General features: G+C 70.9%; 16 protein-coding genes. 2 read left to right on the top strand and 14 right to left on the bottom strand.

From position 1 onward, the window contains the following. Positions 1–41: 41 nt before the first annotated feature. From ACWER9_RS13045 to ACWER9_RS13025, 5 genes are all read right to left on the bottom strand, one after another. Positions 42–965 carry a SpoIID/LytB domain-containing protein gene (locus ACWER9_RS13045; RefSeq protein ID WP_452302026.1) on the bottom strand — a complete coding sequence of 308 codons (924 nt, stop codon included), beginning with the start codon at positions 963–965 and terminating at the stop codon, positions 42–44. 6 nt (positions 966–971) lie between these two features. Further along, positions 972–1892, bottom strand: coding sequence for a peptidase inhibitor family I36 protein (locus ACWER9_RS13040; RefSeq protein WP_452302025.1), 921 nt, complete (start codon positions 1890–1892; stop codon positions 972–974). After that, positions 1889–2752, bottom strand: a complete 864-nt coding sequence (locus tag ACWER9_RS13035; RefSeq protein ID WP_452302024.1) for a peptidoglycan-binding domain-containing protein — start codon at positions 2750–2752, stop codon at positions 1889–1891. Before ACWER9_RS13035 ends, ACWER9_RS13040 begins: the two co-directional genes overlap by 4 nt. Positions 2753–2958: 206 nt before the next feature. Continuing rightward, on the bottom strand, positions 2959–3816 hold the full coding sequence (locus ACWER9_RS13030; protein WP_452302023.1) for an NBR1-Ig-like domain-containing protein: 858 nt from the start codon (positions 3814–3816) through the stop codon (positions 2959–2961). Positions 3817–3933: 117 nt separating this feature from the next. Next, on the bottom strand, positions 3934–4707 hold the full coding sequence (locus ACWER9_RS13025) for a serine hydrolase domain-containing protein (RefSeq protein ID WP_452302022.1): 774 nt from the start codon (positions 4705–4707) through the stop codon (positions 3934–3936). 19 nt (positions 4708–4726) lie between these two features. Here ACWER9_RS13025 and ACWER9_RS13020 point away from each other — a divergent pair, with 19 nt between their 5' ends. Further along, positions 4727–5308, top strand: a complete 582-nt coding sequence (locus ACWER9_RS13020; RefSeq protein WP_452302021.1) for a TetR/AcrR family transcriptional regulator — start codon at positions 4727–4729, stop codon at positions 5306–5308. A gap of 45 nt (positions 5309–5353) precedes the next feature. Here the strand turns inward: ACWER9_RS13020 and ACWER9_RS13015 are convergent, their stop codons facing one another. After that, entirely contained in the window at positions 5354–7396 is a 2043-nt protein-coding gene (locus ACWER9_RS13015) for a hypothetical protein (protein WP_452302020.1), read from the bottom strand. Between the two features lie 61 nt (positions 7397–7457). Then, positions 7458–8510, bottom strand: coding sequence for a hypothetical protein (locus ACWER9_RS13010; protein WP_452302019.1), 1053 nt, complete (start codon positions 8508–8510; stop codon positions 7458–7460). On the opposite strand from ACWER9_RS13010, the gene ACWER9_RS13005 reads away from it, so the two are divergent. After that, positions 8472–8933: a CGNR zinc finger domain-containing protein gene (locus ACWER9_RS13005; protein ID WP_452302028.1), complete on the top strand. Its 462-nt coding sequence runs from the start codon at positions 8472–8474 to the stop codon at positions 8931–8933. The two genes, ACWER9_RS13010 and ACWER9_RS13005, sit on opposite strands and share 39 nt — an antisense overlap. 77 nt (positions 8934–9010) lie before the next feature. Here ACWER9_RS13005 and ACWER9_RS13000 read toward each other — a convergent pair whose 3' ends face one another. From ACWER9_RS13000 to ACWER9_RS12970, 7 genes are all read right to left on the bottom strand, one after another. Beyond that, positions 9011–9157: a hypothetical protein gene (locus ACWER9_RS13000; protein ID WP_452302018.1), complete on the bottom strand. Its 147-nt coding sequence runs from the start codon at positions 9155–9157 to the stop codon at positions 9011–9013. 125 nt (positions 9158–9282) lie between these two features. Next, positions 9283–9924: a GNAT family N-acetyltransferase gene (locus ACWER9_RS12995; protein WP_452302017.1), complete on the bottom strand. Its 642-nt coding sequence runs from the start codon at positions 9922–9924 to the stop codon at positions 9283–9285. 97 nt (positions 9925–10021) lie between these two features. After that, positions 10022–10921, bottom strand: a complete 900-nt coding sequence (locus ACWER9_RS12990; RefSeq protein WP_452302016.1) for an ABC transporter ATP-binding protein — start codon at positions 10919–10921, stop codon at positions 10022–10024. After that, positions 10918–12021, bottom strand: coding sequence for a FecCD family ABC transporter permease (locus ACWER9_RS12985; protein WP_452302015.1), 1104 nt, complete (start codon positions 12019–12021; stop codon positions 10918–10920). The genes ACWER9_RS12990 and ACWER9_RS12985 overlap by 4 nt, the downstream gene beginning before the upstream one ends. Next, on the bottom strand, positions 12018–12806 hold the full coding sequence (locus ACWER9_RS12980) for a class I SAM-dependent methyltransferase (protein WP_452302014.1): 789 nt from the start codon (positions 12804–12806) through the stop codon (positions 12018–12020). The genes ACWER9_RS12985 and ACWER9_RS12980 overlap by 4 nt, the downstream gene beginning before the upstream one ends. After that, positions 12803–13816, bottom strand: coding sequence for an ABC transporter substrate-binding protein (locus tag ACWER9_RS12975; protein ID WP_452302013.1), 1014 nt, complete (start codon positions 13814–13816; stop codon positions 12803–12805). Before ACWER9_RS12975 ends, ACWER9_RS12980 begins: the two co-directional genes overlap by 4 nt. Before the next feature lie 165 nt (positions 13817–13981). Continuing rightward, positions 13982–15211 (bottom strand): cellulose-binding domain-containing protein, encoded by a 1230-nt coding sequence (locus ACWER9_RS12970; protein ID WP_452302012.1) that lies wholly within the window; start codon positions 15209–15211, stop codon positions 13982–13984. Positions 15212–15413 lie beyond the last annotated feature (202 nt).

Below are 15413 nucleotides of genomic sequence, written 5' to 3'. Positions count from 1 at the left end.
CGCCGCGGATCTGCGGCGGGCGGCGCGGTTGGTGCGTGACCTCAGGAGAGGGCGATGTCGCTGTAGTAGTAGCGAAGGATCGCCTGGTAGTTCTTGCCCGCGTTCGCAAGGTCACGCGAGCCGTACTGCGACAGCCAGTCGCCGTCCACCCAGCCACCGCACGCGGTGGTCGTCGCACAGTAGTGCGCCCGTAGGATGTTGCCGCTCCGGGTCATCCGGGCCGACCACGTCCGGTCCACCGCGGCGGATGTCGACGACTGCGCCGACGACGGCCGGTAGACCTGGTCGCCGGTGTCGTCACGGACGTCGTAGCACTGTCCGCCGGGCGTCTTCCGGGTCGAGTGCAACGCCCAGTACCAGGCGTAGCTCTTGACGGCCATCGCACCGGCGTCGAGCGAGGCGGCCGGCCAGCTCGTGATCCACTCGTTCGGGAGGACGTTCTTGACGTACGTCTTGAAGTCGACCCGATCGACTCGCCCGAGACCGACCCGGTAGACGAGGATGGTGCTCGGCAGTTTGCTGTTGGTGCCGTCGGTGCTACAGCCCGTCGACCCGCTCACCAGCTCGTGCGAGGCGTTGTTGTTCTTCAGCGTGGCGTTGAGGTTCCCCTTCGCGCCGGCCGCGAAGTCCTGGTAGGCACCGGCGAAGTTGCTGTTGAAGTAGACCCGCACCGTCTTGCCGGTCCGGTTCCACACCGACGCGGCGTTGTTCTTCACGCACAGGCCCTTGCCGCTGCCGGCGCCCTTGAAGTCGTAACAGGTCGGTTGGGTCGTTCCGTAGTCGTCGAGTGAGTCGGTGAAGTCGGAGACCGAGCCGGCCTGGTTGCTGTTGTAGTAGTAGCAGAACTCGCCACTGTCGCAGGTTCCGTCCCGTTCGGCCGCCGCTGCGGGCGAGGCGACACTCAGGATCGAGGTGGACATGGCGAGGACGGCGCCGAAGACGGCGAGGCCCTTGCGAACACTCACGGCGTCCTACCTCTCGTTGTAGCCCTGGGCGTTCCAGAACGCGGTCGGGTCGGCGTTGTCCAGGGTGGGATCGCCGACGCTGACGGCCGCATGGGTCTGCCGGCCGGCCCGGACCTCGACGTGGGTGTGCGCGCCCGAACTGGAGGACACCCCGTGCCACGACTCGTCGGCGATGATCTCGCCCTTGCTGATGGCGTCGCCCACGCCCACCCCGGACTTCGGCGCGGTGTGCAGGTAGATCACCGTCTTGTTGAGCGAGGAGTTGTAGACGGAGATCGTGGACAGGCCGCCGCTGCCGGTGGTGCCCCGCGCGACGTAGGTGACCGTTCCGGAGACCAGGGCGCGAACGTCCGAACCGACGCTGCGGGCGATGTCGATGCCCTCGTGCCGGCCGGGCGTGGTGGTGTAACCGTCGAAGCCGCACGTGACCGCGCCGCCGCTGGCCTGGTACAGGGCGTACGACAGGTTCGTGCGCGTCGACGGGGAGAACTGGTGCGAGGCGTTGTTGTTCTTCAGCGTGGCGTTGAGGTTTCCCTTCGCGCCGGCCGCGAAGTCCTGGTAGGAACCGGCGTAGCCGCTGTTGTAGTAGACGCGAACCGTCTTGGTGCTGCGGTTCCAGACCGAGGCGGCCTCGTTCTTGATGCACAGGCCCTTGCCGGCGCCAGCGCCCTTGAAGTCGTAGCACGAGGGCTGCTCGGTGCCGTAGTCGTCGAGCGAGCCGGTGAAGTCCGAGACCGATCCGGCGTTGTCGCTGTTGTAGTAGTAGCAGAACTCGCCGCTGTCGCAGACCCCGTCTCGGGCCGCCGCTGACGCGGGCGATGCGACGCTGAGGATCGAGGTGGTCGCGGCCAGCGCGACGCCGGCAGCGGCGAGGCTCTTGCGGATGTTCATGGTGTCCTTTCCGAAGGGTGAGGGGGTGCGGGTCACTGCCCGCGCTGGTACTGCTCCCAGGTCTTGATCGAGACCCGGGGGCCGTCGTCCGGTCCCTGGTTGGCCAGGCCGTTCATGCCGAGGTAGTAGTCGCCGACCTGGTGCTGCGCCTGGCTGGACAGGTCCGTGTCGTTGATCGCCGTGGCGTGGATGTGCCACGGCCAGTCGCCCTGGTTCGGGTTGCGGACCCAGGCGGCGAAGCCGACCTGGCGTAGGGCACGGGCGACCGCGGTGCGCCTGGTAGCGGTCATGCCGGTGACCGCGATGTCCACCACACCCCCGCCGTCGTGCGTACCGGCCGAGGTGGGGTCGCCCCCGGGGTTGTAGGAGCCCTGGTCGAGCACCAGGGAGTAGCCGAGCAGCCGCTGCGCCTCGGCCAGCATGGCCTGGGTACGGGCGTTGACGACGTACCCGTCACGCGGGACCTTCGCGCCCGGCCCGATCGTGTTGCCGACGCTGTAGCGGTTCGACCCGAGCTTCGTCAGCGACGTCGTGCCGGGCAATCCGTTGGCTGCCAGCCCGGTGTAGCCGAGCGAGCGTTGGTACGCCGCGTACGCCGAGACGGTGACGGTGCCGAAGTAGCCGTCGACCCACTGCGCGTTCAGCAGGCCCTGCGACTGGAGCGCCTGCTCGACGGCGAGCACGGAGTCCTTCGCGCCGGGGGTCAGTGTGTTGTCGGCGCGGCGGGGGTCGATCTGGGCGGCCAGGACGGTGGCTTCCATGTCCACGACCGGCCGCGCGGCCGTGGTGACGGTTCGCTGCGCTGTGGCGCCGGATGTCGCGGCCCACGCGTGGGCCGGTACGCCGACGGCCACGCAGAGCGCGGCGAGCCCGACGGGTAACCAGGGACGACGCAAGGTCGATCCTCCTCGCAGGTGGTGAGTCGTTCGGAACGGACATCACCTTGCGAGAATCGGCCTGGTGTTCGGTACCCCTGCGTCCTGTCAGATCCGTCGGACCGTCACTGACCTCGGCTGATGTGGTGTTGTCAGCTTTGGTGACAGCCGGGTCTGACAGCGGGCGTTCGCACTCTGGCATCTCTCGACGGGACCGGCGCGGGCACTCAGGCGGTGACGGTGACCATGAAGTACACCGGCCGGCGGGTGGGGAAGTACTCCTGCCCGTTCTCGTCGACCATCTTCCAGCTGACCCAGCACTTCCCGGGACGGCTCGGCGCGGTGACCTCGACACTGATCATCACCTGCTCGTCAGGTGGTGTGTCACCGATCGCCACCCGGTCCGGCACCTGGCACCCGTCGGCGTCCGCCGTGGGGTTGGTCCGCGCGAGGAAACGGTTGTGCCAGGCGACCTTCCCCACGTTCTTGAGGGCCCACACCTTCACGAACTGGGAGTTCACCCGTACCCGCGTGCCATCGGGGATGGTGACGTCGGCGACGAACTTGCTCGAGTCGCCCGCGATGAGCGAGTCCGAGAACGCTGACGGTGACGTCGACGCCGCCACCGCGCCGGAGTCGCCCTGGGACGATCGGCCACGGACGATCACGCCCAGGACGGCGACCATCGCCACCACCAGCACCACCGCGGCCGCGGCGAGCGACGGCAGCCGGTGCCGCCGCGCACCCACCACCTCCTCGTCACTCTGCGGGGAGCCGGGGGTCGGCCGCACGCCCTGCTCCTCGGGCGAGGTCGCGGGGAGCTGCGCGGCCTCCCATCGGCTCCGCCACTGGACCTCGTCCGCCTCGCAGGCCCGGACGAACTCCCGGACGGTCTCCCAGGAGGGGAACCTGGTCCCAGCGGCGGCCTCGTGCAGCGTGGTGTGCGAGATCCGACCCGACCGACCGGCCATCTTGCGGAACGACGGGTCGCCTACGCTGGTCCGCAGTATTCGTAGCTGCTCGGCGAACCTCTCGGCGGCCTGTCTGTCCTGAATCGACTCGGCGGCGGCACGCTGGTCCTTCATGACTCTCCCCTGTCAGACGACGTCGTCAGGCGTTGTCAGAGCGTGTCAGAGGGTACCGAACGGGCCGCGACCCCGATCAATGTGGTGCATCGGCGATTCCGTGCCGATCGTGGGCTGTCAGGCGACCTTGGGGGTGGCGCGCATCCCCACGTAACAGACCTGCGTGCCGTTGGCGAGGGTGGAGAAGACCACCGGCATGTAGTCCTCGCTGAACGATGGTCCCGCACCGGAAGCGGCGAAGACCGTTGCCGTGACGGGTTCCAGGTCCATCTCCAGGGGCGGTGACATGTGCGCCATGTCGTCGACGAACTCGTACCGCAGGTGCGGCGAGTCGTCGGCAGCGCGGGAGACGGTGAGGACGACGCCCTCGCGCCGGTACGTGCCGAGCAGTGGTGCGAGGTCGACCGTGGGTGGTACGGCAGCCGGGGCGAACGGCGCGGGCATGGTCACGTCGGCGAACTCGGCGAGCAGGTCGCGGAACAGGTCGGCGTAGAGCAGCCGGGCGGCACCGCCGTTGGTCATCAGGACCAGGGCGAGCTTCGCGTGCGGGACGACACGCAGGTAGGCGTACTGCCCGATGGCCGCGCCGTCGTGGCCGTAGCCGGGGATGCCGTCCCAGTCGTAGAGCGTCCAGCCCAGACCCCACCCGTCCGCGCTCACCGTCCACTTGTCCGGCACGTCGACCTCGCGCCGTCGCATGACGTCGGCAGCGTCGGTGGACAGCACACGGGTGCCGTCGTGGGCGAGACCGTCGTCGAGGTGCATCCGGGCGAAGCGGGCCATGTCGCCGGCGGAGACGATGACCCTGCCCGCCGGTCCGATGGAGCGGGGCATCACGTCCCAGAACGGAGCCGGGTCGGGATATTCGCCGGGTACGCCCAGGTGGCTCATGGCGACGCACAGTGGCGGCATGAGCGACAACCGCCGCACCAGAGCCACCGACCGGACTCAAGCGATCATGCGCACGACGGTCGAGCTGGCGCAGGAGGTTGGCTACGCCAAACTCAGCATCGAGGGAGTCGCGGCCCGCTCGGGCGTCGGCAAGCACACGATCTACCGGCGCTGGCCGTCCAAGGGCGCCCTGTTCCTGGACGCGGTCCTCACCTCCGGCGAACCCGCGCTGGACTACCCCGACACCGGCAACGTCGTGGCCGACCTACGCCATCAGATCCACGCGGCCGTCGACCTCCTGGGTCGGCCACCGCTGGGTCCCCTCTACCGGGCCCTGGTGGGCGAGGCCCAGCACGACCCGTCGGTCGCCGCCGCGCTCAACGAACGCTTCATCCGCCCCCAGGCGGACCGGACCGTTGCCCGACTGCGCAGAGCCCAGCAGCAGGGGCAGATCTCACCCGACTTCGACCTCGACGTGGCCATGGCGATCCTGTCCGGCCCGCTCTACTTCCAGTTCCTCATCCTGCAGGAGCCGCTGACGCATGAGTACGTCGAGCCCGTACTCAAGGCCCTTCTGGCGGGGATGACGCCGCGGCCGTAGCGGACGCGCCGGCCCGCCGGGATGGTGGTCCCGGCGGGCACAGCGTCAGGAGCAGGGTTTGCCCGCGCAGACGTCGACGACCGTGCCGGTGAGCAGGAAGACCGCCTTCTGTCTCTGGGCTGCGGCCTGGGCGCGGGGGAACTCGTGCGGATCGTCGCCGAACTCCGGCCCGGCCGGGGCGAGGTTGGTCGGCGGTGGCGCGGATGCCTCCCCGCTGTTCCAGACCACCATCGCCGAGCCGGTGTACGGGTAGCGGCGGATCGGCGGGATGCCCCAGTACGGCCGCACGTCGAGTGACCAGCCGTCCGCGAGCGCGGGAGTGTGCAGGCGAGCGCCGATGGTGCGCGCCTGCACCTCCGCCGCGGCGGGAGACACCTGCTGGTCGCCGAAGGCCACGTGCATCAGCACCCGGTGCGCCGGGGTGCGCGGTAGCGGTCGGTCGGTCATGTGCTGGGCGTAGCCGTTGGCCTCGGAGCGGTCCCACAACATCTGCAGCAGCGCCAGGATCAGCTGTTGGTCGACCTTGTCCGGGTAGTAGCCGTCGAGTACGGCCTGGAACGGTGCGAAGTCCACGCTGCGTTGCAGCAGCGTGGAGTAGTTCATCGCCGGTACGCCGAGGACCGATCGGGTCCAGTCCTGGGCGATTGCGGTGAGCGCACCCCCGTTGATGCCGCCCTGACTGTTGCCGTCGTAGTGCAGCCCACCAGCGCGGTCGATCAGCGGCCGGGCGGTGACGGTCTCCCGGAACGCGGGCTGAGCGGCGAACCCGGCCGGGTGGATCATCGCGCGGCCCAGGAAGAGGAAGTTCAGGAAGCTCTGCTGCAACCGGTCCGCCACCGCCGGGAAGACGCTGAGGTCGGTGAACGCTCCGGCCACAAAGGGAACGTCGGCGGCCGCCATGCCGATCCAGCTGGTCGCGCAGAAGGTGAAGTTGTGGGTGTTCGACATCGTCTTGACGTTGCCGGCGTTGATCTCGGTTGGTCGGCCGAGGAGCCCGTGGCCGTAGAGCGAGAGGTGTGCCGGCTTCGTGGCGGAGGCACTGCGTGGGATGTTGCAGACGAAGTCCGCCGCCACCGTCGTACCGGAGGGCGTGGGCAGGGCGTTCGCCGTGGGCGGCGCCCCGGTGCCGCCGGCCGGCCCGTAGTGCATTCGGGAGCCGGGCCCGCCGTCACCGGTGAGATAGGACGGTACGCCGATGGTGCCGGTCACCTGCCGGGAGATCAGCGGGTCCTGCGCGGGTGAGTAGTCGGTCACCTGGGTGACGGTGACCGGCGGCGCGGCCCGGCCGAGGGCGGCGAACGCGCCGTCGCGGACCGCGAGCATCCGCCCGGTCAGCCCGTGCCGGCTGGCCACCGTGAAGTCCCACGCCAGGTAGAGGCCGTGCCTGTCGACGCCGGCCCGGCTCAGCTCGGCGGCGATCCGCCTCAGTTGCGGCCCCCGAGCGTCCCGCTGCTTGAAGCCGGCACCTGTCAGATATGCCGTGAACGCCTTCGGCGCCGGGATCACCGCCCCGCTTCCGTCCCGCAGCCCGCGCAGCCCGACGACGTAGCGGGCACCCTCGGTCAGCGCCACCGCCGGCCGGATGATCAGCAGCTGCCGGTCGGGCTGGCCGGCGGCGTGCGCGTCCAACTCGGCCCAGTACGGGGTGCGCTTCCCGGTCCGGGTGTCGAGCAGCACGATCGGCGCGTCCGGCGCCAGCGAGCGGCCGATGTCGGTGACCGGTGCGATCCCGGTCGCCGCGGCATTGAGGCCGGGTACGCGCACCAGGATCGGCGAGCCCGGACTGAACCCGTCCTGACGGTTCCACTCCGTCGGGTCGATCGGGGTGCCCTGCACGTTTGCGGGCATCGCGGCGGCCGCGAAGCGGACCCGCTTGCCGGTGGGGCTGCTCCGGTCCGGCACGGTGAAGTAGTCGTTCGGGAACGGCAGCAGGCAGGCGGTCGGGTCGATGGGGTCGCAGGACGGGTTGCCGGCCGGTCCGGGAGTCGTCGGTGGTGCGGCGGGGGCCGCCGTGCCGAGCAGGACGGCACCTGCGGTCACCAGCACTGACACGGCGAGACGGAGCCCTCTGGGGGTGGTCACACGCATCTCCTTCGACGCTGGACGGCGGATCGACGGGTGGTGTTCTTCCTACGCTTGTGAAGGAAACTCAGCAAGCGCCGATGCGGGCGCTCGCACCGGAATACGCGCGGCGCCGCAGCAGTACGCCGCCCGCGACCCCCGCGACAATCGGGAAGGCAGCAACCACCAGCAGTTGAGTGCTCGCCGGCAGGTGGGCGGCGAGGCCCAGGAGACCGGCGCCGACCGCCGAGGCGCCCACCTTCAGTCCGGCGCCGACGGTGAAGACCTGCGTACGGATCCCCTCGTCGGCCAGCTGATTCCTTGCCAGGAACAGCGCTGCGGCGAACGGTCCGGTGAGGAGGCCCGACAGCGCGAACAGCGCTGCGGTCAGCGGTAGGGAGGGCACAGCGGCGGCAAGCGCGAGAGGTAGGCCGACTGCGGCCATGACCCAGACCGTCACGCGGGGCGCGTAAGAGGCTGGCGGTGGCCGCCACGCCCAGAGCAGCGATCCCACGAACGCGCCACCCGCCGTCACGCTGAGGAGCAACCCCGCTCGGGTGGGTTCGTGTGCGACCACGACGACGGCCAGACCACCAAGGCCCAGCTGACCGAAAGTGGTAGCGAGGGTGATCGTTCGCAGAGCCGATCTCCCCGCGATCGCTCGGGCGCCCTGGAACAGGCCCGCCGCTCCGGTCTGCGTCGCTGCGGCTTCCGAGGCCCGCAGGCGAAGGGATGCGACACCGAGGGCACCGAGCCCGGCGGCCACCGCGAGCACCAGGATGGCGCCGCTCGGGCTCACCGCCGCCACCAGCCCCACCGTCGCCGGTCCAAGCATGGCGGCGACGTTGCAGGACAACGAGTCCAGTGCGAAGACGCGAGCCTCCTGCCCAGGGCTGGACAGCGCGGCCAGTCGACTGGTCAGCCCGCCGGTCACCGCCGGTCCGCAGCACCCCGCCACCACGAGGACGAGGTAGCTCGGCCACAGCGGCGCATGACCGAGCAGTGCGACCGAAGCGGCGAGGGTGCCGGCGAAGACGATGATCGCGCCCGCGAGCACGGCTGCTGGCCGCCGTGACCTGTCGACAATGCTGACGTCGAGCAGCTGACCACCCCGACAGATGTCGCTGACTGGGCCGTACAAGCCGGCATCGTCGAGCGACCGCCCTCCGTGGACGACGCCGGCCTGCGGCACGCGAGGGCGCTTCGCGAGACAATGTTCCGCCTGGTTCAAGCGCTGATCGACGACACCGAGGCAGTGGCGGCAGACCGCGAACTGGTCAACCGGGCCGCGGCGGGTCCGTTACCCGCGCTGCGTCTCGAGGTCGACGGTGTACACCGCGATGGCGACCTGTCCGCCGTCCTGGCACTCCTCGCGCGTGACTGCCTGGAGTTGCACGCCAGCGACGACCGGCTGGCCCTCCGATGGTGCGCCGACGAGCATTGCACCCGAGCGTTCGTCGACAGGTCGCGCGGCGCGCGGCGGCGCTGGTGCGGCATGCGTGGCTGCGGCGACCGCGCCAAGGCCGCCGCATATCGCCAGCGACGGCGAAGCCCGGCTCCGTGAGGGCAACAGGCTGACGGTCGGTGGCCGGCAGCGCGAGCGTGCTCGGGCTGCCGGCCACCGGACGACTCACGCGGAGGTCACTCGGTGATCACCGGCCAGGCGTAGGCGAGCAGAGCGCAGGCGGCACCCAGAAGCGCGAGCGAGACACCCCTCGTGGGCAGCGGCAGGGCGGCGAGCACGATCAGGATGACGGCGACGACGTAGAGAAATGCCTGGGCCGACATGGTGGTCTCCTCGATCAGGGGGTAGAGGGCGGTTGCCTTCGTCCGCCGGGATGCCCCCGCGAGTGATCGCGGAAACCATCCCGCTGATCACGGTTCGGCCCACAGTGGCCCGTCCGGCGCAGTGTCTACGTCGCGAGGAGCAGCGCTTCGGCGCCCACGGGTCGAAAACCCGCCGCCTGGAACGCCCGCACGCTGCGCGCGTTGCCGGCGGCCTGCTGGGCCCAGACCGGCTGGCCGTCGGGCACCAGGTGTCGGGCGGCCGTCGCCAGTGCCCGCCCCAGGCCCCGGCGGCGACGCTCGTCGTCGACCTCGATCGCCGCCTCCCAACGGCCGGCCACCCCTCGGCCGAGGACGACCACCCCGCCGTCGGCGGCCCAGACGCGGACCTCGTCACGGCGACGACGGGCCCTGACCTCACGGGGATGGTCGGCATCCACAAGCGCGATCATCCGCAGTGGCGGCGGCCCGGTGAGAGGGCTTGCGACGGTCAGCAGGTCGATCGTGTCCGTCCTGCGCCGGGTGCGGTCGAGCAGTGCACCCAGGAAACGCGGGTTCATCGTGGCCGCCAGGGGGTCGCAGTCGACGCTGGCAAGCGTACGCCGCACCCACTGCGGGTCCTCGTCGGTGAACACCACCGAGTGCGCGGTGAAGGCGATGACTCCGGCGTCACGGTGGCTCGGCTGCGAGACCACTGTGGTCCCGCCGTCGGGCGGCGGGAAGTGCCCGTGCGCCGCCGCGTCCAGGATCTCGGCCAACGTGCGGTCCATTGTCGCCCTCTCCTCGATACCGGACGCACGGCTGCCGAGAGCGGACGCGGCGATGCGCTCCCGCCCTCGGCCACCGCGCGGGCCGGACAGTGTCGGGTCATCCTCCCGTGCCGGGTACGGAGCGGGGCGCCCCGGTGTCCAGGGTCGCACTGTCATCCGGATGCCCCGACTGGCCGCGGTACCAGACCCGGGGCCGGCCGTCGGCGGCGATGTCGACCTCCGTGTGTACCTGATAGACCTGGGCAATCCGGTCCGAGGTGAGAACCTCGGCGGGCGTCCCGGCGGCGACCACCTGCCCGCCGCACAGGAGCACCAGTCGGTCGCAGTACTGCGCGGCCAGATTGAGGTCGTGCAGGGTCACCACGACCGTGCTGGCCGACCCGGCGAGGAACCGCAGCAACTCCAGTTGGTGCCGGATGTCCAGATGGTTCGTGGGCTCGTCGAGGAGCAGCAGATCCGGTTCCTGCACCAGAGCGCGGGCCAGGTCCACGCGTTGCCGCTCGCCGCCGGAGAGGCTGGCCCAGCGTCGCTGCTCGAAGCCGGCCAGGCCGGCCTCGGCGAGCGCACCCCGCGCCAGGTCCAGATCGGCGGCACCGACCCCGGCAAGACGTGGCCGGTACGGGGTCCGACCAAGCAGGACGACCTCCAGTGCGGACATCTCCACATCGGTGGCCACCTGTTGTGTGACCACCGCGATCCGCCGGGCCAGCGCATGGTGGGGTATCGCGTCCAACCTGACGTCGTCGAGCAGCACCCGCCCGGAGTCGGGTCGCGCCAACCTGCCCAGCAGTCGCAACAGGCTCGACTTGCCGGAGCCGTTCGGTCCGAGCAGCCCAACCGTGGCGCCCGGTTCGACGGTGAGCGCCACCTCGGCCAGGATCCGTACGCCGGCCACGCCCCACCCGACCCCGTCCGCGTGCAGCCGCGCCGGCGATGCTCCCGTCGAATGCGGATCACCCCCGCCCACCCGACGGCCGGTGGTGTGCCACCCGCTCACGGCGTACCGGTCCGGCGTCGCATGACCAGCGCGAACACCGGCACGCCGAGCAGCGCGGTGAGCACACCCACCGGCAGTTCCTGTGGCGCGAAGGCGGTCCGCGCGACGGTGTCCGCCCAGATCAGGAAGATCGCGCCGACCACCGCGCAGGTGGGAAGCAACGTGCGATGTCGCGAGCCGAAGAGGAACCGTACGGCGTGCGGCACTGTCAGTCCGACGAAGCCGATGGCGCCGCTCGACGCGACCAGCGCGGCTGCCACCAGGGCGGTGACGGTGAAGAGCAGCAGCCGGGTACGCCCGGGAGAGAAGCCGAGCGAGCGCGCGGCATCGGTGCCGAACGCGAACGCGTCAAGTGCTGTCGCATTGGCCCAGCAGACCAGCAGGCCGACGCCGACAACCGCCGCGCTCAGCGCCACCGCCGCCCAGGAAGCCGCCGTCAGTGAGCCCAGCAGCCAGAACGTCACGCTGCGGGTGTCCTGGGTGTGTGCGTCGGAGATCACAATCAGGCTGGTCACCGCGCTGAAGAGTTGCGAGACGGCCACCCCGGCGAGGACGATCCGGGTCGGTTCGCCGGCCCGCCGGCCGGCCAGCAGCAGCACCGCGCCGAACGCGGCCATGCCGCCGACGAACGCGCCGGTGGTCAGGTCGACCGGCCCCACGCCGATCCGCACTCCGAGCACCAGCACCGCCACCGCGCCGGTGGAGGCGCCGGAGGAGACACCGAGCAGGAACGGGTCGGCAAGCGGATTGCGCGTGAGCGCCTGGAGCACCGCACCGCATACCGCGAGACCGGCGCCGACCAATGCGGCCAACAGCACCCGGGGCAACCGGAGGTCCCACACGATGCTGTCCGGCAACGCCGGTAGTGGCTGGACCGGCAGGCCCACGTGGCTGGCCACCGCGCGCAGAACGCTGCCGACAGGCAGATCGGCCGAGCCCACACTGACCGCCGCCACGATCGTGACCAGCAGCAGGAACAGGGCGGACGGCAGGATGTAGCGGCTGACTCTCGAAACTCCGGGAGCGGGCGGCGAGCCCCGTCCCGTCGCTGCGGGCGGGCCGCTCGTCGAGACGAGGGATCGGGTGGCTCGCAGCTTCATCGGCGGGCGTACACCACGTAGTCGTCGAGGTACTGCCAGACCGTGCCGACCTCGGCGAAGCCGGCCGCCCGAAGCGCAGCCAGGTGGAATTCCAGTGCGGCCAGGGCCTGCGGCGGTCGGTCGGCGAACCGTCGGTCCCGCTCGGCCGCCAGTCCGGCCAGTTCCGGGTGTCGCGTCGCCTCGGCGTACCAGGCGGAGTAGGTGAGCGCCCCGGCGGCGAAGGTCTCCTGCTGTGTCTGCGCGTCGTGCCGAACGGCGATGTCGCGCAGTGTGGGCGACGATTCGTCGTAGCGCAGGTGGTCGGCGTTGAGCAGCACGCCACCGGCGGGCAGTAGGTGCGCTGCGGTGGTGTAGACCCGCAGCAGTTGTTCCGGCGAGAGCCACTGCAGTGCCGTCGAGGTCAGGACGGCGTCGAACCGCCGTCCGGTCAGCGCCTCCTCCCAGCCGTCGGCCACCAGATCGACGTCGTGGACCTCGTTGCGTTCGGTGTACCGGTGCAACGCCCGCCGGGCGACCTGTAGCAGGATCGGGTCGTAGTCGACAGCGATGGCGGTGGCGCGGGGGAACCGGGCCAGCAGCCGGTCGCTGATCGCACCGGGACCGCAGGCCAGGTCGAGGATCGCCGGGTTGTCCGGACAGTGCAGCCGCAGTACGTCGACCATGACGTCGAACCGCAGGTCACGGTGGGCGACGTAGGCGGACTGCTGCTGGTTCCAGAGTTCGAGCAGGCGCCGGGCGGCCGGCTCGTCCAGCGCGCCGACCTCGGGGCCGGCCGGCGGGGTCATCGAGTCATCCCGTGCAGGGTGGCGCCGACCAGTTCCGCCGCCTGGACGCTGCGGATCGACGGGTCCATCGACGAGCCGGGCACTGTGACGAACCGTCCGGCGACCACCGCGTCCAGCTTCGACGTCACCGGGTTGCGGCGCAAGAAGTCGATCTTCGACTGGGCGCTGTCGCCGTCGCCGCCCCTGGTCAGGTCGGCCAGCACGATCACGTCCGGGTTGCGCTTGGCGATCTGCTCCCAGTTGCCGGCGGGCCACTTCTGGCTGACATCGGTGAACGCGTTTCGGACGCCCAACAGCGAGCTGATCGCGTCTGGGACCCCGCCGTGCCCGGCCACGTACGGGGTGCTCGTCCCGGAGTAGTACCAGAGGAGTGACGGGCCGTCGCCCGGCGCGGCTGTCGGCGTCGCACCTCGGGCGGCCTCCAGGCGAGCCTGCTGGTCGTGGATCAGCTTGTCGGCCCGCTCCGGGACGCCGAAGACGCCGGCGATGTCGCGGATCTCCTCGAAGAGCCCGTCGAAGGTGACCGTCTGGGTCGCGTCCGCCGGCTTCTCGCAGGCGAACTCGGAGAGGTACGCCGGTACGCCGAGCGTGGCCAGGTCGGCGCGCGAACCAGCGGCGTCCGGCGCGTACGCGGAGGTGTAGGTCGAGTAGACGAAGTCCGGGTTCGCCGCCCGGACCGCCTCCCGCGACGGGTAGAGCTTGGCCAGCACCGGCACCTTCTCGTACGCCGGGCGCAGGTCCGGCAGCACCGGGTCGGTCTGGTAGCTGGTTCCGGCCATCCGATCGGAGAGACCGAGGCTGAGCATGATCTCGGTGGCGTTCTGTTCCAGTGCGATCGCCCGCTGGGGTGGCGCCGAGACGCTGACCGGCAGTCCGCAGTTGGTCAGGTGGGCTGGTGTGGCCGGGGGCCCCTGAGCGGCCGACATGGCGGCACCGTCGGAGCACCCGGCGGCGGCCAGGACCAGGCACAGGCCCAGGCCCAGGCCCGCCTTAATGGCAATGGTTTTCATGAGCGGAAACATACCAACACCACCTCGGCGGCAGCACAGGCGGGGTGCGGCGCGCCGACCAGCCCGGCCAGACCGACACCGACGCAGTCAAGGGTGTGACCCGGAGCTGGGCCACACCCTTGACCGACCGCATCGCCGGCGGTCGCCGTCCTCACCTCCGAGGGGTCAGCAGCCGATCCGGCTCGCCCCCATCGCGACGTCGTCGTACCAGAGGGTGTCGGCTCCCCCGCCGTAGCTCTCCCAGCCGAGCTTCAGGTCGGTGAGCTGTGGCCGCCAGGTGCGGTTGTACCACTGGCCGTCGATGTCGTGCGTCGGCGAGCCGTCCGCGGTCAGCCCGGGGACGGCGGTCCCGTCCACCCAGGTACGCAGTTGACCGGCGGCACCGTCGACCATGAACTCCACACAGGTCCACCGGTTGGTGGGCAGCGGCAGGCTCTGCGCCACCCCGGCGGGGCTCTGCTCGGGCAGGGTCGCGTCGTCGGAGGCGCGGTTCCACTGCAACGCGCCGTTCTGACCACCCAACCGCAGGTCCCTGTTGCCGTCGGCGGCATCGGCCATCGCCATCATCGTGGTGTGCTCGGTGGGTTGGGCGGTGGTGTGCCGGACCCAGACCCGGGCGTACCTGACGTTACCCACGCCGGCGAGGTTCTTCGTGGACCTGATGAAGACGTGGTTGCAGTAGCCGGCGGTGCCGTTGATCCGGACCGACCGGCTGCCACTGTGGGCGGTCGTCGTGTCGATGGTTGCCGTACCGGTGCCGGAACAGTCCGGGCTCACCACGGCCCAGTCGCCGGAGGGCGTCGAGCCGGTCTGGCTCTCGAAGCCGTCGCAGAGCACCGCGCCGGCACACCCGATCGGCGGCTCGGTGGTGGGCGGTGGCGTCGTCGGCGGTGGCGTGGTGGGCGGTGGCGTGGTGGGTGGAGGCGTGGTGGGTGGAGGCGTCGTCGGGGGCGGCGTGGTGGGTGGCGGCGTGGCGCCGTTGCACGGTACGCCGTTCAGGCTGAACCCGGTCGGGGCGCCACCGCTGGTGCCGTAGGTGCCCTGCAACCCGAACTCGGTGGAACCGCCGGCCGCGATGCTGCCGTTGTACGACGCGTTGCGGGCGGTAACCGTCGATCCGGACTGGCTGACCGTGGCGTTCCAGCCGTTGGTGACACGCTCGTCCCCGGCGTACGTCCAGGTGACGGTCCAGCCGGAGACGGCCGTGTCCCCCGGGGAGACCTTGACGGTGGCGGTGAACCCGCCGGGCCACTGGTTGGGCGTGTAGTCGACCCGGCAGCCCTGGGCGGCTGCGGCTGGGCTGGTGAGCAGGGCCGCTCCGGTGGTGGTCGCGGCGGCGGCCAGCGCGGCGACGACCAGCAGGGTCGACGTGCGGCGGGCGCGGAGATTCGTCATGAAAGGGTCCTTCTGCCATCGAGCTTGGTGGAGGCGGCGCGGCGGCATGCGCCAGTGAACGGCGCAGCGCGAGAGCCTGCCCTTGGGCGCGGCGCGGCGGTGCGCCACAGCGAGTGGTCGGTGCGTACGACCGACGTGCCCCGGCTCGAGGTGGACCTGTCAGCCGCCGATGATCCATTCTCCCGAAGCTCGGCGGCACCCG

The organism is Micromonospora sp. NPDC003944, from assembly GCF_053605225.1.
The sequence above is the reverse complement of the archived record's forward strand: the minus strand, read 5'-3'. Positions and strand labels throughout refer to the sequence as shown.